The organism is Arthrobacter sp. CAN_C5 (assembly GCF_017875735.1).
Classification (GTDB): Bacteria; Actinomycetota; Actinomycetes; order Actinomycetales; family Micrococcaceae; genus Arthrobacter_D.
Genome location: NZ_JAGGMZ010000001.1, coordinates 2,965,474 through 2,983,546, shown reverse-complemented (window position 1 = coordinate 2,983,546; position 18,073 = coordinate 2,965,474). Strand labels below are relative to the sequence as shown.

Below are 18,073 nucleotides of genomic sequence, written 5' to 3'. Positions count from 1 at the left end.
GCAGGTCCGCCACTTTTGTGTGCGGTTGTTGGGTGCCGGGGGCTACGCCTTGCGGTCGCCCTTGGCAAGGGCGGGGCCGGTATCGGAGCGTCCGAGGATTGCCTGGGGAATCCAGAACGCGAAGAAAAACAGGGTCAGGCAGACGGCGAACGCCCAGACATTGCTCTGGTCGAAGAAGGTCAGGGCGAAAATCGATCCGAGGAACAGGACCATCATCACGGCGAACGTCACCAGGTTGCTGGCGAGGTGGCCTTCCCCGGAGTGGGTGGGCTGCTTGGCCGGAGCGGACCGCTCCGGGGATGCCGAAGTCGTGGGGTGTGCCATTGAGTCTCCTCGGAGGTGTGCGAAACGATACTCCCTTAACCATAACTGCCCGTCGGCGTGAGGCAGCGCAGCGGCGCTCAGACCGGAATCCGGTAACCCCGTTTCACCACCGTCGCGACCAGCCGGGGATCCGGGAGCGCCTTCCGCAGCCGGCTGACCGTCATGTCGAGGGCGTGCGCGTCAGCGGCGCCCGGAAGCACCGAGGCCAGATGGGCCCTCGTCAAGACGGCCCCACGAGCTTCGAGGAGCGCCCCGAAGACTGCCATTGGCGCGGGCGCCAGGAGCACCGGCGTCCCGTTGATGCGCAGTGTGCTGCCTCGGAGTTCAATGCTCCCGTAGGAACCCTCGTACCGCAGAGCCCGGCGGGACGGGGATCCAGTGGGGTCTGCGAGCTGCATTGGTCGATCTCCGGGGCTTGATCGGTGGCTGGTACCACTTCACCGTAGGTAGCCCTGATTGCCCGGGTGTTTCGCGGAGGTGAACGCCGAAAAACAACCCGGGCGCCCGCCTACAGACCCAACGACTCCTCGACGTCCCGGAGGACCGCGTCCAGGCGTGCGCGTGCGATGACCTTGGCGTCCTCGAGTGCTGCGGCCGACTCGACCGGTTCCACTACCTCGAGGTAGCACTTCAGCTTCGGTTCGGTGCCGCTGGGGCGGATGATCACCCGGGTGTTGTCCCGGGTGAGGAACAGCAGTCCGTCGGTCGGTGGCAGTCCTGCATGGCCCAGGAGGAGGTCCTCGACAACGTCGATTGCCGAGTCGGCGAAGGCCTGCGGCGGGTTTTCCCGCAGCCGGTTCATCATGGCGCCCAGCAGCCCGAGACTGCCGACCCGGACGGACAGCTGGTCGCTGGCGTGTAACCCGTGCAGCAGTGACAGGTCGTCCAGCAGATCGAACAGGGTCCGGCCTGCCGCCTTGGTGGCTGCCGCCAACTCGGCCATGAGCAGGGCCGCAGAAATGCCGTCCTTGTCCCTGACCATCCCGGGCGCTACGCAGTAGCCCAGCGCCTCCTCATAGCCATACGTCAGGGAGGGAACACGCGAGATCCATTTGAACCCGGTGAGGGTTTCGGTGTGGGTGATGCCTGCGGCCGCGGCGATACCTGCCAGCAACCGTGAGGAGACGATCGAGTTGGCGAAGACCGGCGCGGGCGCGCCAGGTGCGGCGTCCTGGACCAGACGGGTGGCGAGGTGCTGGCCAAGCAGCGCCCCGGTTTCGTCCCCCCGGAGCATCCTCCACTCACCGGTGGCTGGATCCTTCGCGGCGACCGCCACCCGGTCGGCGTCGGGATCGTTGGCCAGCACCAGATCGGCGTCCTGGGCTTCCGCCGCAGCCAGGGCAAGGTCGAGGGCGCCCGGCTCCTCGGGGTTGGGGAAATCGACAGTCGGGAAGTCGGGGTCCGGTTCCGCCTGTTCGGCGACAACGTGGACGGTCCCGAAGCCTGCGGCGGCCAGCACGTCCTGCGCGGTCTTTCCGCCCACCCCGTGCAGGGGGGTCAGCACAATGGACAGGTCCCGGGCCGGGAACGCCTCGCGGTCGGCGAGACCCACCACGGAGGTCACGTAGTCCTTTGCGATGCTCTCGGGCAGGATGTTCCAGCCCCCGGGGGCCAGCACGATGCTGTCCAGGGTGCCGACCGCGGCGATCCGGTCGGCGATTTCGGCGTCCTGCGGTGCGACGATCTGTGCGCCCCGGCCGGCGTCGTCCACAGCGCGTCCGCCCAGGTAGACCTTGTAGCCGTTGTCCTGGGGCGGGTTGTGGCTGGCCGTCACCATCACCCCCACCTCGCATTCGAGGGCGCGCACCGCGTAGGCGAGCACCGGGGTCGGCAACTCGGTGGGCATCAGGAAGGTCTGGATGCCGGCGGCGGTGAAGACCGCGGCGGTCTCCTCAGCGAAGATCCGGGAATTGTGGCGGGCGTCGAATCCGACGACGGCGCGGGGAGCGTAGGCGCCGTCGGCGATCCCGAGCACATAGGCGGCGACACCGGCGGCTGCGCGGCGTACCACCACCCGGTTCATCCGGTTGGGCCCGGCGCCGAGAGCAGCCCGCAGGCCAGCGGTGCCGAACAGGAGCGGGCCGCTGAAACGGTCCTGCAGTTCCTGGGCCACCATGGTGGCGCTGTCGGCGTCGTCGTACCGCTCGAGAAGGGCCTGAAGTTCCGCCGTCGTCTGCGGGTCCGGATCCTCAGCGGCCCAGGCGCGGGCGGCAGCGAGGAGTGGTTGGTGGTCGGCGTGCGTCATGACTTCTGGTTACCTTTGGTCAGGTGCTAGAGCCGGCTGATGATGTCAGCAAGCAGGCGTGAAATGCGGGGCCCGGCGGCCGCGCCGGATTCGATGACCTCGGCGTGGCTCAGGGGTGTTGAACTGATGCCCGCCGCGAGGTTGGTGACCAGGGAGATCCCGAAGACCTCCATGCCGGCGTGCCGCGCGGCAATGGCTTCGAGCGCCGTGGACATGCCGACCAGGTCGGCGCCGATGGTCCTGGCATACCTGACCTCGGCCGGGGTCTCGTAGTGCGGGCCGGTGAACTGTGCGTAGACGCCCTCGTCCAGGGTGGGATCGACTTCGCGGGCGAGGTCGCGGATCCGCGGGGAGTACAGGTCGGTCAGGTCCACGAAGGTGGCGCCCTCAAGGGGGGAGGTGGCGGTGAGGTTCAGGTGGTCGCTGATCAGGACGGGGGTGCCGGGAGTCCACTGTTCCTGCAGCCCGCCGCACCCGTTCGTCAGCACCATCACCCTGGCCCCCGCAGCTGCTGCAGTGCGCACCCCGTGGACTACCGCCCTGACACCCTTGCCCTCGTAATAATGGGTGCGGGAGCCGACCACCAGCGCGCGCTTGCCCGACGTCGTCAGGACCGATCGCACCGTCCCCACATGTCCTTCGACCGCGGGGGCGGAGAACCCGGGGATGTCCGATGCCTTCAGGGTGTGGGTGGTCTCTCCAATGAGGTCGGCTGCTTCACCCCAGCCCGATCCCAGCACCAGGGCAATGTCGTGGGTATCGACGCCGGTTTCGGCGGCGATGTACTCCGCTGCGGCTCGTGCCAGGTCGAAGGGGTCGGTCGGCGTCATTGACGTGGAGTTCTCGATCACTGGTCAAACTTACCCTCAGTTCCCAGCCCGCGGCCACCGCCGGGGCGGGCGCGGACCACCTCAACCGTTTGAGAGCGCGGCAGCGATAGGACAGAATGGTCAGTTGTGACCAGCCAACTAGATTTCAGTGCCCTGCGAATTGCCATCCTGGGCGGCGGGCCCGGTGGATATGAGGCGGCGATGGTTGCTGCCTCACTCGGTGCGACCGTCACGATCGTGGAGCGCCAGGGGCTCGGCGGGGCTGCAGTCCTCACCGATGTGGTGCCATCCAAAACTCTGATCGCCACGGCTGACATCATGGCCCGCGTCGATTCCGCGCATGAGCTGGGCGTGCGGTTCGAGAATACCAAAGCTGCCTACGCGGACCTGGGCCAGGTCAATGAACGACTGCTGCGCCTCGCTGCCGAGCAGTCCGCCGACATCTCCCGGGCGCTGGAGCGGGTGGGAGTGAAGATCCTCATCGGCGAGGGGAAACTGCTCGACAACCACCGCCTGGAGGTCACGGCCGGCGACGAAACCACCACCGTCGAGGCGGACGCCATCCTCCTGTCGGTAGGCGCGCACCCCCGGGAGCTGCCCACGGCGCAGCCGGACGGTGAACGCATCTTCAACTGGACCCAGATCTACACCCTCACCGAGGTGCCGGAGCATCTCATCGTGGTCGGCTCCGGGGTCACCGGGGCCGAGTTCGCTTCCGCGTACGACGGTCTGGGATCCAAGGTCACCCTGATTTCAAGCCGCGACCGGGTGCTCCCCGGCGAGGATGCCGACGCCGCCGAGGTGCTCGAGAACGTCTTCCGGAACCGCGGCATGACAGTGCTCTCCGAGTGCCGCGCCCAGGGCGTCGAGCGGGTGGGCGACGGCGTCGTCGTCACCCTTTCGGACGGGCGGACCGTCGAGGGCAGTCACTGTCTCATCGCGGTCGGCTCCATCCCCAATACCGCGGGGATCGGGTTGGAGGATGCGGGAGTCCAGCTCACCGAGTCGGGGCACATCAAGGTCGACGGCGTCTCGCGCACCTCGGCCCCGAACGTGTACGCGGCGGGGGACTGCACGGGGGTGCTGGCGCTCGCGTCGGTGGCCGCCATGCAGGGCCGGATCGCGATGGCCCACCTGATGGGTGACAGCGTCACCCCGCTGAAGCTCAAGCAGGTTGCGTCCAATATTTTCACCGCCCCCGAAATTGCCACCGTGGGGGTCTCCGAGGCCGACGTCGAATCCGGCCGCTACCAGGGCGACGTCGTGAAGCTCTCCCTCCACACCAACGCCCGCGCGAAGATGATGAACGTGACCGACGGATTTGTGAAGATCATCTCCCGCAAGGGGTCCGGAACGGTGATCGGCGGCGTCGTCGTCGGGCCCCGCGCCTCGGAGCTGATTTTCCCGTTGGCCCTGGCCGTGACGAAAAAGCTGCACGTGGACGATGTGGCCAACACGTTCACCGTCTACCCGTCGCTGACCGGCTCAATCTCCGAAGCGGCACGACGCCTGCACGTCCGGCTCTAGAACCAAAAGTTCCCAGCACCGGGTTCCAAGAGTCAACGGTGCTGTGGCTTGTCTCACGGCTGAGCTGTCCACATACTGGACAATTTTATCCACCTGTTGGACCTTGCTGTTCTGATTGATGCATTCAGCCGCCTCATCGCGGTGCCATCAGGCCCGCCGTAATGAAAGAAAGCCGCAGACATGTCAACATCCCCGTCCGCCGTGGACGCCGGTGCTTCGACGCCGAAGAATCCCAAGGGCCGCGTCATCTTCGCGAGCCTCATCGGCACCACCATCGAGTTCTATGACTTCTATATTTACGCCACGGCGTCGGTGCTGGTCTTCCCGGCGCTCTTCTTCCCGGACGCTACTCCAGCGAATGCGCTCCTGAGCTCCTTCGCCGTCTTCGGCGTCGCCTTCGTGGCACGCCCGCTCGGATCGATCATCTTTGGCCACTACGGGGACCGGATCGGACGCAAGGGGACGCTGGTCGCGTCGCTGCTGACGATGGGTATTGCCACCTTCCTCATCGGTGTGCTGCCGACAGCGCAGGTGGATGGCTGGATCATCCTCGCGCCCGCACTGCTGGTGCTGCTGCGCTTCTTCCAGGGTCTTGCCCTGGGTGGCGAATGGAGCGGTGCCGCACTGCTCGCCACCGAGAACGCACCGAAAAACAAGCGCGCCGTCTACGGAACGTTCCCACAGTTGGGTGCTCCGATCGGCTTTATCCTCGCGAACCTGCTGTTCGTCTACCTGAACGCCACCCTCACCAACGAGGAGTTCCTGGCCTGGGGCTGGCGGGTGCCGTTCCTGCTCAGCGCCGTGCTGGTCATCGTTGGGCTGTACGTCAGGCTCAAACTCATCGAAAGCCACTCCTTCCAGCAGGTCAAGGACAAGGGCAAGGTAGTGAAACTGCCCCTCGCCAGCGTTTTCAAGCACCAGTGGCGTGCCCTGCTGCTCGGCACGTTCATTATGTTCGCCACCTACGTGCTGTTCTACCTGATGACCGCCTTCACGCTGACCTTCGGCACCACCCCGGCTACGGTCGAGGACGCACGGACGGCCGCTGAAGCTGCGGGACGAGGGTTCGACGACGCCGCCGCTGAGGCCTTCGTGCCGGGACTTGGCATTGCCCGCGGTGACTTCCTGATCATGCTCATCATCGGTGTGGTGTTCTTCGGCATCTTCACCCTGGTCTCCGGTCCGCTCGCCGAGAAGTTCGGCCGCCGGAAGATGCTGATGGCCACCACCATCGGGATCGCGCTGTTCGGGTTCACCTGGGTCCCGCTATTCGGTGCGGGCACCACCGGCGCGATGGCACTGCTGATCATCGGCTTTATCCTGATGGGTCTTACCTTCGGTCCGATGGCGGCGATCCTGCCGGAACTGTTCCCCGCCAACGTCCGCTACACCGGCTCGGCTGTCGCCTACAACATGTCAAGCGTCATCGGCGCGGCTCCGGCATCGTTTGTCGCCATCGCCCTGTGGCAACTGGCGGACGGCAGCACATTCCTGGTGGGCCTGTACCTCAGTGCGGCGGCGGTTGCCACGTTCGTTGCACTCTGGCTCAGCAGGGAAACCCGCGACCACGACTACGACAACAACGTGGCGTAACCGTTCCACCCCTTCACGACGGCGCGGCACATGTTGGTGCGGCGCCGTCGTCGTGACCGGGGAAGTCCGGTGGCGAGAAATAGGCTCCCACGTAGAATCGGTCAGGAAATCAACCAGCGGAGGCGGCATGAGTACCCAAGCACTGGCTGACGGACGCTACCTTCTGGGCAGCGTCCTCGGCGTCGGCGGGATGGCCGAGGTCTACCATGCCCGGGACACCCGGCTCGGCCGGGATGTGGCCGTGAAGCTGTTCCGTCCGGGGGTCGCCGACGGCGTCTCCCGCGGATCGGATGAGGCACGGCTGCTCGCGGACCTGCACCACCCGGGACTGGTGCGGGTGCTGGATATGGATTCGTCGAGTACGTCATCCGGTCCCACCTACCTGGTGATGGAACTCGTCGAGGGCCCCGACCTGGGCGCGATGCTCGCCGGCGGCGCGCTCCCGGCCGACGCCGTCCGCCTGGCCGGATGGGATGTTGCCCGGACACTTGCGTACATCCACCAGCGAGGCATCCTGCACCGCGACATCAAACCGTCGAACATCCTGACCCGGGCAGCCGATCCGGACAGTGGAGTCTTCGGCTACCTGCTCACCGACTTCGGTATCGCACGCTTCTACGACGCCGCCCGGCAGACCGCCACGGGGCAGACGGTCGGCACCGCCGCCTATCTGAGTCCTGAACAGGCGCGCGGCGGCACGGTCGGAACCCCGACCGACATCTACTCGCTCGGACTGGTCCTGCTGGAATGCCTCACGGGTGCCAGGGCCTACCCCGGGACGAGCCTGGAAGCCGCGGTCGCCCGGCTGCACCGGTCGCCCGCAATTCCGGCTGAACTCGGGCCGGCCTGGGAATCGTTGCTGTCACGGATGACCGCAGACAACCCCGAGGGTAGGCCTACCGCCGGTGCCATCGCGGCCGAGTTCGCCCAGTGGAAGGAGCCTTTACCCCGCACCGAGGTCCTCCGAGCGGACACTCCAGCGGCCAGGCAGTTTCAGCTCTCCCTGCCGGACGAACCCGGCCGGCAACCGGCGCCCACCACGGTCCTCGCGACAGGACCGGCTGCCACCGAGGCCCAACCAGCAGCCAGTGTCCGGCCCGCCGAATCCCGCGCGACCGCTGCGGAGGCCGGCGCCTCAGGTGAGCCCCGCGGTGGCCGGTCCGTCCGCAACCCGTCCTCGCAAGGCCGGCCCGGCTCATCCCAGCCCGGCTCTTCCCGACCCGGCTCTTCCCGACCCGGCCGGCGCCGGACCTGGCTGGTGGGTGTGCTCGCCGTCGTCGCCGTGGTGATCTTTGGTTTCGTCGCCATCCTCGGGATGAACCCGGGCGGACAGACGCCGGTGGAGGAGCTTCCCTCGGTGCCGGGGACCACCGGCGAACTTTTGAATGAACTTTACGAGCGGGTGCAACCATGAGCCGGGCACAGGCTCCGGGGAGGCGGCTCCAGCGGGTCCACGCTGGCCGGGTGCAACGTCAGTGGGCAGTGGCGACCTCCCTGGGTGCCGCGTTGCTCTTGTCGGGCTGTGGGGCGCCGGCGCTGGATTCGGACGCGGCCGCGAGCTTCCAGGCCTCGGTCCGGGAGATCGCCACGGCGGCGGCCGCCGGCGATCAGGTCGCCGCCACCCAGCTCACCACCGAGCTTCGCCAGGAAGTCACCGTGGCGCGGGGGCAGGGCACCGTCACGGCCGAACGGGCAACCCAGATCCAGTCGACCATTGACGAGTTGCTCCTGGCCATCGCGGCCGAGGTGGGCCAGACCGCTCCCATCGAGCCTGCACCTGTTCCTGAGCCCACCACAAACACGCCGGCGCCCTTGCCTGCTACCCCGGCTGAGACACCCACCCCGCCTGCCGGGCCGTCGCAGGACGACGACGGCGAGGACAGCGGGAATGGGGACGGCGGCGACGACGCCGGCGAGGACAGCGAGGATGCCGATCCCGCCAGCGACAAGGCGCAACGTGATGCTGAACGGGAGCGGGAGAAACAACAGCGCGAGCAGGAAAAGCTAGAGAAGGAACAGCTCGAGCAGGCCGAAAAGGAGCAGGAGCAACGCGAGGACGCCGACGACGACGGGTAGCCCTGGGAACCGGACGGTAGGACCGGCCCCGCAGAGCAGGTGTGCTGTGCCTAGTCGGAAATTGCGGCGATCACGGCTCCGGCCGCCACGGTGTCACCCGGGGCAGCGCTGAGACCGGACAGGGTGCCGGACTTGTGGGCGGTCAGGGGTTGTTCCATTTTCATTGCCTCCAGCACCACAATCAGGTCCCCCTCGGAGACGAGATCGCCGTCGGCCACTGCCACCTTGACGATGGTGCCCTGCATGGGGGAGGTGAGGTCGTCGCCGTCGGCTGAAGCCGTCGACCCGCCTCGTGTCCGCAGCGCCTTCTTCGGTTTGCCGGTGGTGGCCTGCCGGCCTGTTCCGCCGAGGCCCGCGGGCAGGACCACTTCAAGCCGCTTGCCGGCTACCTCAACCGTGATGCGCTGGCGGCCGCCGTCGTCGTCGGACGCTGAATCGGCCGCGTCCGCCGGGCTCCACGGCGCGATGGTGTTGGTGAACTCGGTTTCGATCCAGCGGGTGTGGACCGTGAACGGTCCGTCGGCCGGGGCGAACGCGGGGTCCGCGACGACGGCGGCGTGGAACGGCAGGACCGTCGGCATCCCGATGACGCGCATCTCAGCGAGGGCACGCCGGGCGCGTTGCAGTGCCTGGGTGCGGGTGGCGCCAGTGACGATGAGCTTGGCCAGCATTGAGTCGAAGTTCCCGCCAATCACTTCGCCGGCTTCGATCCCTGAATCGACCCGGATGCCGGGTCCGGTGGGGAGGGTAAGTGTCTGGACGGTGCCGGGGGCGGGCATGAAGTTCCGGCCGGCATCCTCGCCGTTGATCCGGAACTCAAAGGAATGGCCGCGGACGATCGGGTCGCTGTAGCCGAGGGCTTCGCCGCGGGCGAGGCGGAACTGCTCCCGGACCAGGTCGATGCCGGTGACCTCCTCGGAGACCGGGTGCTCGACCTGCAGCCGGGTGTTCACTTCCAGGAACGAGATGGTCCCGTCCTGACCTACCAGGAACTCGCACGTTCCGGCGCCCTGGTAGCCGGCCTCTTGAAGGATGGCCTTCGACGCCTCGTAGAGCCGGCGGTTCTGGTCCTCGCTGAGGAAAGGCGCCGGCGCTTCCTCGACCAGTTTCTGGTTGCGGCGCTGCAGCGAGCAGTCGCGGGTGGAGACGACGACGACGTTCCCGTGCGCGTCGGCGAGACACTGGGTCTCGACGTGGCGGGGTGCATCGAGGAACCGTTCGACGAAGCACTCGCCCCGTCCGAATGCGGCAGTGGCTTCGCGGACCGCTGAGTCGTAGGCCTCGGGGATGTCGGCTGCGTCCCGCACCACCTTGATGCCACGGCCACCGCCGCCGAAGGCGGCCTTGATGGCGAGGGGAAGCCCGAACTCGTCGGCGAAGTCCTGGACCTCGCGGACTGAGGCAACCGGGTCCTTCGTGCCGGGGACCAGGGGTGCGCCCACCCTCTCGGCAATGTGGCGGGCCTTGACCTTGTCACCGAGTTGGGAGATGGCCTCCGGCGACGGGCCGATCCAGGTGATCCCCGCCTCCATGACCTTGCGGGCAAAATCGGCGTTCTCGGACAGGAAGCCGTAGCCCGGGTGGATAGCGTCCGCGCCGCTGCGCTGGGCCGCTTCCAGGATGCGGTCCATCACCAGGTAGGAGTCGGCGGCGGTGCTGCCACCGAGACCATAGGCCTCGTCGGCCAGCCGGACGTGCAACGCGTCCCGGTCGGGGTCGGCGTAGACGGCAACCGACGCGAGGCCCTCGTCGCGGGCAGCGCGGATGATGCGCACGGCAATCTCACCGCGATTGGCGATCAGGACCTTGGTGACGGGGTGTGCAGCAGCGGAAAGGGACTCGCTCATGGTGTGGTCTGGCTCCTTCGTTTCTGTTCGGAGCCTAGCGCCATATTGTCGTTTATGCCCATAATCCATGCGGATAGCGCGTGTGGCGGGCTCATTCTTTGTAGGGATGCTACAAACGGAATCCTGACCGGACGCGTCGCCAGGTGAAGATCAGCCGGCGAAGGTGCGGACTAGGTCCAGAAGTCCATCACGGTGAGGTTTGCCGAGGCCAGCAACCCGCGCAGAGTCGAGACGCTCAGCCCGATGACGGCGTGCGGATCGCCGTCGACCCGGGTGATGAACGCCCCGCCCAGCCCGTCGATCGTGAATGACCCGGCGACCTGGAGCGGTTCGCCGGTGGCCACATAGGCGTCGATCTCGTCGTCGGACAGTTGGGCGAAGTGCACCGAGGCGGAGGCCACCGCACCCACCGTGGCGCCGGATCCGCCGTCGGAGGGATCACGGGTATCCACCAGCCAGTGGCCGGTGTGCAGCACGCCAAACGAGCCGCTCATCCGGCGGATCCGGGCACGCGCGATATCGGGTTCCCACGGTTTGCCGTGGGCAGCGCCCTCGAACTCGAAGATCGAGTCGCAGCCGATCACCAGCGCCCCCTCCGAGCCGTCCACCGCGGCGACCGCCTCTGCCTTGGCGCGGGCAAGGAGGAGGGAGGTGTCAAACGCATCGAGGGGCCCGTACCGTGCGGCGACCGCTTCCTCGTCAACGTCGGAGACCAGCACCGAGTGGCGGATGCCCGCATCGGACAGGACCTTGGTGCGGGCGGGAGAGGCGGAGGCGAGGATCAGGTGGGACGTCATACTTCAGCTTAGGCACGCCGGGGGCACCACGGTGAACCGTGGTGCCCCGACGTGCGCGAGCTAGCCGCGGGCGTCGGCCAGCTGTGGTGTGTTGGCAGATCCCGTTTCGGCGGCGGGGGAGTCATCGGCGAACGGGTCGCCGGTGCGGGGTGCGTTGTACAGGTCGGCGTCCAGGATGCCCTCGCGCTTGGCGACGATCGTGGGGATGAGCGCCTGGCCAGCCACGTTCAGGGCGGTTCGGCCCATGTCGAGGATTGGGTCGACGGCGAGCAGCAAGCCCACACCTGCCAGCGGCAGCCCGAGAGTGGAAAGGGTCAGCGTGAGCATCACGACAGCGCCGGTGGTCCCTGCCGTGGCCGCGGAACCGAGGACCGAGACAAGTGCAATCAGCAGGTACTGCGTCAGGCTCAGGTCGATCCCGAAGAACTGGGCAACGAAGAGGGCAGCAATGGCAGGGTAGATCGCGGCGCAGCCGTCCATTTTGGTGGTGGCGCCCAGCGGAACCGCGAACGAGGCGTAGGCGCGGGGAACGCCCAGGTTCCGCTCGGTGACCCGCTGCGTCAGGGGCAGGGTGCCAATTGAGGAGCGCGAGACGAACGCCAACTGGATGGCAGGCCACGCCCCGGAGAAATACTGCCGCACCGACAAACCGTGGGCCCGGATCAGGACCGGGTACACGACCAACATGACCAGGGCCAGTCCCAGATAGATGGCCAGCGTGAACTTGCCCAACGAGCCGATAGTGTCCCAGCCGTAAACCGCAACGGCGTTGCCGATCAGCCCGACGGTCCCGATCGGGGCAATGCGGATGATCCACCACAGCACCTTCTGGATGACGGCCAGCGCTGAGGCGGTGAAGTTCAGGAACGGTTCTGCAGGCTTGCCGACCTTGAGGGCGGCAATGCCGACGGCGACCGCGACCACCAGCACCTGGAGTACGTTGAAGCTCAGCGCCGTGGTCAGGTCACCCGACTCGCCAGCGGAGGTCGCCGCGCGCAGACCGAGGAAGTTGGCGGGGATGAGGCCCGTCAGGAACGCCCACCAGCTCCCGGTCCGGCCCGAGTACTCCTCGGGAGGGGTGGCACCGGTTCCCGCGCCCGGCTGGAAGAGGGAACCGAGGCCCATCCCGATGACGACGGCGATCAGAGCCGTGATCCCGAACCAGAGCAGGGTCTGTCCGGCGAGCCGCGCGGCGTTGTGCACCGCGCGGAGGTTGCTGATGGAGCTGACCACCGCGGTGAAAATCAACGGGACGACGGCGGCCTGCAGCAACGACACGTAGCTGCTGCCGATCGTGCCAAGGGTCGAGCCAAGTGCGGTGGGCGTCTCCTCGGTGTGGCCGGTGTACTTGGCCAGCAGGCCAAGACCCAGGCCGACGACCAGGGCCGCCGAGTTCAGCGGATCCGCGCTGCCCCGAGGAGGAGGATCGTTATTCCCGCTCCGAGTGTGACAAACCTCCGGTTACCGGTCCGGTGAGCAACCTGGACATCCGTGGCCAACGTGCCGGTATCGGATGTCCAGGTTGCTCACCAAACACCGTGGTCCCTAGCCGACCAGGGCCCGGCGTAGCGTGTCCAACCCGACGGACCCGAGGTTCAGCGCCCGGGTGTGGAAGCCGCGCAGATCAAACGCGTCGCCCTCGCGGCTCCGGACCTCGTCGCGGATCTGCTCCCAGAGCCGCTGCCCAATCTTGTACGAGGGGGCCTGGCCCGGCCAGCCCAGGTAGCGGTTGAACTCGAAGTCCAGCTGGCCCTCGGAGATGGCAATGTTCTTCTTCAGGAACTCATACCCCTTGTCGGGGGTCCAGGTGCCGGTGCCCCAGCGTTCGGGGACGTCCAGTTCCAGGTGAACCCCGATGTCGAAGACCACCCGTGCCGCCCGCATCCGCTGCGCATCGAGCATGCCCAGCCGGTCACCCGGGTGGTCGAGGTAACCCAGTTCCTGCATCAGCCGCTCTGCGTACAGTGCCCAGCCCTCGCCGTGGCCGGACACCCAGACCGCGTTGCGCCTCCAGTTGTTCAGCAGACCCCGCTGCATGGTTGCGGTCGCAATCTGCAGGTGATGCCCGGGGACGCCCTCGTGGTAGACGGTGGTCGTCTCTTTCCAGGTGGTGAAGGAGTCCTCTCCCTCGGGGACCGACCACCACATCCGGCCGGGGCGGGAAAAGTCGTCGCTGGGACCGGAGTAGTAGATGCCGCCCTCATGGGTGGGCGCGATCTTGCATTCGATCGTGCGCATGAGGTCGGGGATGTCGAAGTGGACTCCCGCCAGTTCATTCACTGCCTTGTCGGAGAGCTGCTGCATCCAGGACTGCAGCGCGTCAGTACCCTGCAGCTGCATTTCGGGCGTCTCATCGAGGATTTTCATGGCTTCCTCAATGGAGGCGCCTGGCTTGATCTCGTTGGCTACCGCTTCCTGCTCGGCGATCACCCGATCGAGTTCTTCGACCCCCCACTGATAGGTCTCTTCAAGATCGACGACGGCGCCCAGGAACCGGCGCGACATCAGCGCGTAGTGGTCCCGGCCGACCGCGTCCTTGGCTGGCGCGGCGGGGAGTAGCTCCTCCTGCAGGAAGGCACCGAGGCGTCCGTACGCGGCGCGGGCTGCGGCCGACCCGGCCATGAGGTCCTGGCGTACCCCGTCCGGCAGCTCACCGACCTCAAGGGAGGCGTTCGACACGAAATCATCAAAGAATCCGCCGTCCTCCGCGTACTTGGCGGTCTGGTCAATCACGATCCGGATCTGGCGGTCCGCCGGTACCAGGCCGCGGTCCTTGCCGGCGCGAAGCGAGGTGAGGTAGCCGCCGAGAGCGTCAGGAATGTTGTGCAGACGGCCAGCAATGTGACCCCACTGCTCGGCTGTCGCGGTGGGCATCAGGTCAAAGATCATCCTGATCTCCTGTGCCGGGGAGGCGAGGTTGTTCAGGTCCGCCAGGTTCAGGCCGGACTCGTGGATCTCGAGTTCAAGGCCGAGACGCTCCTGCATGGCGTCGAGGGTGACGCGGTCGACGTCGTCGGCGGGCTCCAGATCGGTGAGACGACCGAGTGTTTCCCTGGTGGCCTCGGCCCAGGCCTCAAGGCCTGCGGGGGAGTAGTCGCGGTATTCGGTTTCGTGGCCGGGGAAGCCGAGCTCGGTCGCGAAGCCCGGATCGAGCTGCAGCAGGGTCTCGGTATAGGCGTCGGCGACGGCGTCAATCGCGGTTTTCGCCCGGGTCATTGGCGTTGCGGGCGACTGGTTATCTGTGGCGGGGGTCTCATTATTCACAGGTCGAGCCTAGCCGTTTTGCCGTCAGAATGGTTGCTTTGGGCCACGTTGGTCGACCGTAACCGGATTGTGCCCTGCGTTCCCGCGACGGTCCCCCGGCCAGGGAAGTACTTTGGATCCAGTGGTGCTGGCGCGGGCAAGGAAACGAAGGATGGGATCGATGGTGCGAGTTCGCAGGGTCGTCGCAGTGGCCTGGCTCTCTGCCGCCGGGATGGCCCTGACGGGCTGCGCCCCCGCCGCCCCGGATCTCCTGAGCGCCGACGTCGAACGCGCGGCCGTCCAGGTGGGGGACTACCCGGCGGCAGTGGCCAGCCTGCGGGACTCATCCTTCCGTCTCGGCGCGATGATGCTCGCCGGCGCCGATCCGACCGACAACGCGGTGACGAGCCCCGTTAGCGCCCTGTCCACGCTCGCCATGCTACGTGCCGGGGCGGCGACGACGACGGCGGCGGAGATGGACGAGGTACTCGGCTTTCCCGCCGAGCACCGCGACGAGGCAATGAATGCGCTGCTGGCTCTCTGGCAGGAGTACGAAGGCAATCCCGGCACGGTGGACGAGGATGACCCGCCGGAAACACCGCTGCTGCACCTGGCGAACGGGACGTTCATTGATCGTGGCCTGACCGTGGGGGAGACCTTCCTTCAGACGCTTGCTGCCCAGTACGGTTCGGGCGTGTACCCGGTGGACTTCAGCGACGGCTCCACCGAACGGATCCTGAACGCGTGGGTCAGCGAGCATACCGGCGGCAGGATCGAGGAGGCGCCGCTGGACTACGATCCGCTGACCCGGGTCGCACTGCTGAACACCGTGTATTTCGCGGCGGCCTGGGCCACCCCCTTTGACCCCGTGGATACTGCTCCGGGGCCGTTCCAGCTCACCGACGGCGGGTCCATCCAGACAGACATGATGCGGCAGCTCGTGGTGGCCAACTACGCCTCCAGCTCTGGGTGGACCGCGATGGATCTGCCCTACAACAACGGTTTTTTCCTGCGGCTGATCCTTCCGGACGACGGCGCGACACCGGTGATGAGCGCACGCCAGCTGGTCGATGTCCGGGTGGGAATGGAGGGCGGATCACAGGTCGACGTCGGTCTGGTCCTGCCGAAGTTCGATCACCGGTACCACCAGGATCTGTTGCAGCTACTCTCCGGCATGGGCCTTACCGAGACCTTCGGCCAGGACCCGGACTTCAGTCCGATCAATCCGGGTCTTTTCGTCTCGGGGGCGGCGCAGGAGGCCACCATCACCGTGGCGGAGAAGGGCACGATCGCGGCGGCTGTCACACAGATCTCCATGGCCGAATCGGGGATGCCCACCCCCGACGTCGACCTCGTCTTCGACCGGCCATTTCAGTACCAGATCATCCACGCCGAGACCGGCATGCCCCTGTTCATGGGGACGGTGATGGACCCCCGCTGAGGAGGGGAGGACACCGGGCGCGCAGCTAGCCCAGCGACTCCAACAGCCGTCGTTCAAACTCGGGCACCATCGTCTTGAGGTACGTTTCGCTCAGGTGGTTGTCATCCATGTAGACCAGGACGTTGCCGATCACCGGTGGGCAGGTGCCGCCCGGGCAGATCAGATCGGTCATCTCGATCGAGTGCAGTGCCGGGGAGCGCGCCGCCAGTTCATCCACCGGGTTCACCGGCGCCAGCTTGTCCCCGACGTCGAAGGTGCAGGACGGGTGATCCTGCCCTGAGCTTTCCACACACTCCGGAATGTTGATCCCGAACCGTGGATTGTCGCGGATGGCGATGACCTGGGCGCCGTCGGCCATGATCTGCTGTGCGGCTTCCTCGTAGCCGGGAACGAGGCGGTCGTCGGGTCGGGTGTGGTGTGAGGATGAGGAGACGGTGAAGACCAGACCAGGATTCACCTCGTCCAGGTAGGCGAGCACCTCCGCGTTCCACTGGTCGCAGTTCTCGACCGGCTCCTGTCCGACCGGTGCACCGAAGGGACACTGCCCCTTGCGCAGCACCACGAGGTCCCAACCCTGGCGTTTGGCCACGGGCTCGATCGCGGCCACCCACTGCTGGGGGTGCGATGCCCCGACCACCACGGCCAGTTGGGTTGGGTTTTGCACTGTCGACTGGGTGCAGCCGGCCTGCAACGGGCCGAAGGAGGAGGCTTCGTACGCGCCGGAACAGTCCTCCTCGAGATTGACCCACTCCCTGTCGAGCGCCGTCATCAGCGGCATCAGGGGAGCCTGGTCATCACCGAAGGGAACAAATCCCTCCCGGAGGGAGGCCGCACCCGGATTATTGGCATCATCAGCGGCGGCGGTCGCCGCGGTGTGGATCTGCAACTGCCAGGCTCCCACCGGAACACCAACGACGATGGCGCACAGGGCGATGACGACGGCGGACCGCCTCCGCTTCCGGGCGGCCCACTTCAGCTGCCGGATGGGTTTGTCGATGAATCGGGTGGTCACCACCGCCCACAGCACTGACACGGTGATGATTACCAGGCCCGAGAACAGCCCGGCCGCCTCCTGATCCCGATTGATCAGGAAGACCACCAGCAGCGGCCAGTGGATCAGGTAGAGAGCGTAGGACGCGTCCCCCAACTGCACCAGCGGGCGCCAGGAGAGGAACCGGTCCACACCGAACCGTTTTCCGGTTCCACCCGCGACGATCACTGCCGCCGCGGCGAGGGTTGGCCAGAGCGCGATATAGCCGGGGAACTGCTGTTCCACCTGAAGGACGATTCCGACGGCGAACATGGCGATCATGCCGACCCAGCCCAGGACCACCCGGCTCAGTACGGGTAGCCGGAGGTAGGGCAACGTCAGCGCTATGAGGGATCCGAGGGCGAATTCCCATAGCCGGGTCCGGGTGTCGAAGTACGCAAAGGCCTGGTTTGTTGCGGTCTGCCATATGGAGTAGGCGAGCGACGAGGCGAATACCAGCCCGAACAGCCCGAGCAGGACGCGCCGCGGACTGATCCTGAACCGGTGGGCGGCGACGGCGGCGACCGCGAACAGCAGCGGCCACAGGATGAAGACCTGGCCCTGGATGGACAGCGACCAGAAGTGCTGGAACGGGCTTGCGGTGCTGTGGTCGGTGGCGTAGTAGTCGACCGAGTTCGCCGCGAGCAGCCAGTTCTGGAAATAGAAGAGGGAGGCCCACGCCTGGTCGAGGATTTCCGTCCAGCGTCCCCGGGGGACGAAGGCCATCACGGCTCCGAGGGTGACGACGATGGTCAGGGCGGCCATCGGCACCAGCCGCCGGAAGAGGTTGACCCAGTACCGCAGCAGGTCCAGCGGCGTTCCGGTTTCCAGCTTGCGGGTGAAGGAGAGGGTGAGGAGGAACGCGGAGATGAGGAGGAAGACGTCGACGCCGCCGGAGACCCGCCCCAGCCAGACGTGGTAGACGACCACCATCAACACGGCGAGGGCTCTCAGCCCCTGCACTTCGGGCCGGTAGCCGGATTTCACCGGGCCGGACTTCATCGGGCCGGACGTCACGGCACCGCGCGGCGGAAGAGGTTGAGCCGCCGTCGCCAGTGGCGCGCGGCCCAGGTACCTGCCGGTCATGTATCGATCTCCTCAGCCGACAGAACTACCTCAC

At 66.9% G+C, this 18,073-nt stretch carries 14 protein-coding genes; 5 read left to right on the top strand and 9 right to left on the bottom strand.

Annotated elements, in window-relative coordinates; translation table 11 throughout:
• Positions 1 to 42: 42 nt before the first annotated feature.
• The 4 genes from H4V95_RS13995 to H4V95_RS13980 form a co-directional block, all read right to left on the bottom strand.
• Entirely contained in the window at positions 43 to 324 is a 282-nt protein-coding gene (locus tag H4V95_RS13995; protein ID WP_196867812.1) for a hypothetical protein, read from the bottom strand.
• A gap of 77 nt (positions 325 to 401) precedes the next feature.
• Positions 402 to 722 carry a winged helix-turn-helix domain-containing protein gene (locus H4V95_RS13990; RefSeq protein ID WP_196867813.1) on the bottom strand — a complete coding sequence of 107 codons (321 nt, stop codon included), beginning with the start codon at positions 720 to 722 and terminating at the stop codon, positions 402 to 404.
• 110 nt (positions 723 to 832) lie between these two features.
• Positions 833 to 2,569: a phospho-sugar mutase gene (locus H4V95_RS13985; RefSeq protein ID WP_196867814.1), complete on the bottom strand. Its 1,737-nt coding sequence runs from the start codon at positions 2,567 to 2,569 to the stop codon at positions 833 to 835.
• Positions 2,570 to 2,595: 26 nt separating this feature from the next.
• Positions 2,596 to 3,399, bottom strand: coding sequence for a purine-nucleoside phosphorylase (locus H4V95_RS13980; RefSeq protein WP_196867828.1), 804 nt, complete (start codon positions 3,397 to 3,399; stop codon positions 2,596 to 2,598).
• A gap of 126 nt (positions 3,400 to 3,525) precedes the next feature.
• On the opposite strand from H4V95_RS13980, the gene H4V95_RS13975 reads away from it, so the two are divergent.
• The 4 genes from H4V95_RS13975 to H4V95_RS13960 all read left to right on the top strand — a co-directional run bounded on the left by H4V95_RS13975 (position 3,526) and on the right by H4V95_RS13960 (position 8,595).
• Positions 3,526 to 4,926, top strand: a complete 1,401-nt coding sequence (locus H4V95_RS13975; protein WP_196867815.1) for an NAD(P)H-quinone dehydrogenase — start codon at positions 3,526 to 3,528, stop codon at positions 4,924 to 4,926.
• A gap of 180 nt (positions 4,927 to 5,106) precedes the next feature.
• Entirely contained in the window at positions 5,107 to 6,519 is a 1,413-nt protein-coding gene (locus H4V95_RS13970; RefSeq protein ID WP_196867816.1) for an MFS transporter, read from the top strand.
• 127 nt (positions 6,520 to 6,646) lie between these two features.
• A complete protein-coding gene (locus tag H4V95_RS13965) occupies positions 6,647 to 7,933 on the top strand; it encodes a serine/threonine-protein kinase (protein ID WP_196867817.1) in 1,287 nt (428 codons plus the stop codon).
• Positions 7,930 to 8,595 carry a hypothetical protein gene (locus H4V95_RS13960; RefSeq protein ID WP_196867818.1) on the top strand — a complete coding sequence of 222 codons (666 nt, stop codon included), beginning with the start codon at positions 7,930 to 7,932 and terminating at the stop codon, positions 8,593 to 8,595. The genes H4V95_RS13965 and H4V95_RS13960 overlap by 4 nt, the downstream gene beginning before the upstream one ends.
• Positions 8,596 to 8,645: 50 nt before the next feature.
• Here H4V95_RS13960 and H4V95_RS13955 read toward each other — a convergent pair whose 3' ends face one another.
• From H4V95_RS13955 to H4V95_RS13940, 4 genes are all read right to left on the bottom strand, one after another.
• Entirely contained in the window at positions 8,646 to 10,442 is a 1,797-nt protein-coding gene (locus tag H4V95_RS13955; protein ID WP_196867819.1) for a biotin carboxylase N-terminal domain-containing protein, read from the bottom strand.
• A 170-nt stretch (positions 10,443 to 10,612) separates the two neighbouring features.
• On the bottom strand, positions 10,613 to 11,239 hold the full coding sequence (locus H4V95_RS13950; RefSeq protein WP_196867820.1) for a nucleoside triphosphate pyrophosphatase: 627 nt from the start codon (positions 11,237 to 11,239) through the stop codon (positions 10,613 to 10,615).
• A 60-nt stretch (positions 11,240 to 11,299) separates the two neighbouring features.
• Complete coding sequence (locus H4V95_RS13945) at positions 11,300 to 12,637, bottom strand: dicarboxylate/amino acid:cation symporter (protein WP_196867829.1); 1,338 nt, start codon at positions 12,635 to 12,637, stop codon at positions 11,300 to 11,302.
• A 147-nt stretch (positions 12,638 to 12,784) separates the two neighbouring features.
• Positions 12,785 to 14,455, bottom strand: coding sequence for a DUF885 domain-containing protein (locus tag H4V95_RS13940; protein WP_196867830.1), 1,671 nt, complete (start codon positions 14,453 to 14,455; stop codon positions 12,785 to 12,787).
• A 208-nt stretch (positions 14,456 to 14,663) separates the two neighbouring features.
• Here H4V95_RS13940 and H4V95_RS13935 point away from each other — a divergent pair, with 208 nt between their 5' ends.
• A complete protein-coding gene (locus H4V95_RS13935; protein ID WP_245345714.1) occupies positions 14,664 to 15,923 on the top strand; it encodes a serpin family protein in 1,260 nt (419 codons plus the stop codon).
• Between the two features lie 25 nt (positions 15,924 to 15,948).
• Here the strand turns inward: H4V95_RS13935 and H4V95_RS13930 are convergent, their stop codons facing one another.
• Entirely contained in the window at positions 15,949 to 18,039 is a 2,091-nt protein-coding gene (locus H4V95_RS13930; protein WP_245345713.1) for an acyltransferase family protein, read from the bottom strand.
• Between the last annotated feature and the right edge of the window lie 34 nt (positions 18,040 to 18,073).

Coding starts and splice junctions, on each gene's coding strand:
- H4V95_RS13995 (WP_196867812.1), bottom strand. CDS start 324: ATGGCACACCCCACGACTTCGGCATCCCCGGAGCGGTCCGCTCCGGCC.
- H4V95_RS13990 (WP_196867813.1), bottom strand. CDS start 722: ATGCAGCTCGCAGACCCCACTGGATCCCCGTCCCGCCGGGCTCTGCGG.
- H4V95_RS13985 (WP_196867814.1), bottom strand. CDS start 2,569: ATGACGCACGCCGACCACCAACCACTCCTCGCTGCCGCCCGCGCCTGG.
- H4V95_RS13980 (WP_196867828.1), bottom strand. CDS start 3,399: ATGACGCCGACCGACCCCTTCGACCTGGCACGAGCCGCAGCGGAGTAC.
- H4V95_RS13970 (WP_196867816.1), top strand. CDS start 5,107: ATGTCAACATCCCCGTCCGCCGTGGACGCCGGTGCTTCGACGCCGAAG.
- H4V95_RS13965 (WP_196867817.1), top strand. CDS start 6,647: ATGAGTACCCAAGCACTGGCTGACGGACGCTACCTTCTGGGCAGCGTC.
- H4V95_RS13960 (WP_196867818.1), top strand. CDS start 7,930: ATGAGCCGGGCACAGGCTCCGGGGAGGCGGCTCCAGCGGGTCCACGCT.
- H4V95_RS13955 (WP_196867819.1), bottom strand. CDS start 10,442: ATGAGCGAGTCCCTTTCCGCTGCTGCACACCCCGTCACCAAGGTCCTG.
- H4V95_RS13950 (WP_196867820.1), bottom strand. CDS start 11,239: ATGACGTCCCACCTGATCCTCGCCTCCGCCTCTCCCGCCCGCACCAAG.
- H4V95_RS13940 (WP_196867830.1), bottom strand. CDS start 14,455: ATGACCCGGGCGAAAACCGCGATTGACGCCGTCGCCGACGCCTATACC.
- H4V95_RS13935 (WP_245345714.1), top strand. CDS start 14,664: ATGGTGCGAGTTCGCAGGGTCGTCGCAGTGGCCTGGCTCTCTGCCGCC.
- H4V95_RS13930 (WP_245345713.1), bottom strand. CDS start 18,039: ATGACCGGCAGGTACCTGGGCCGCGCGCCACTGGCGACGGCGGCTCAA.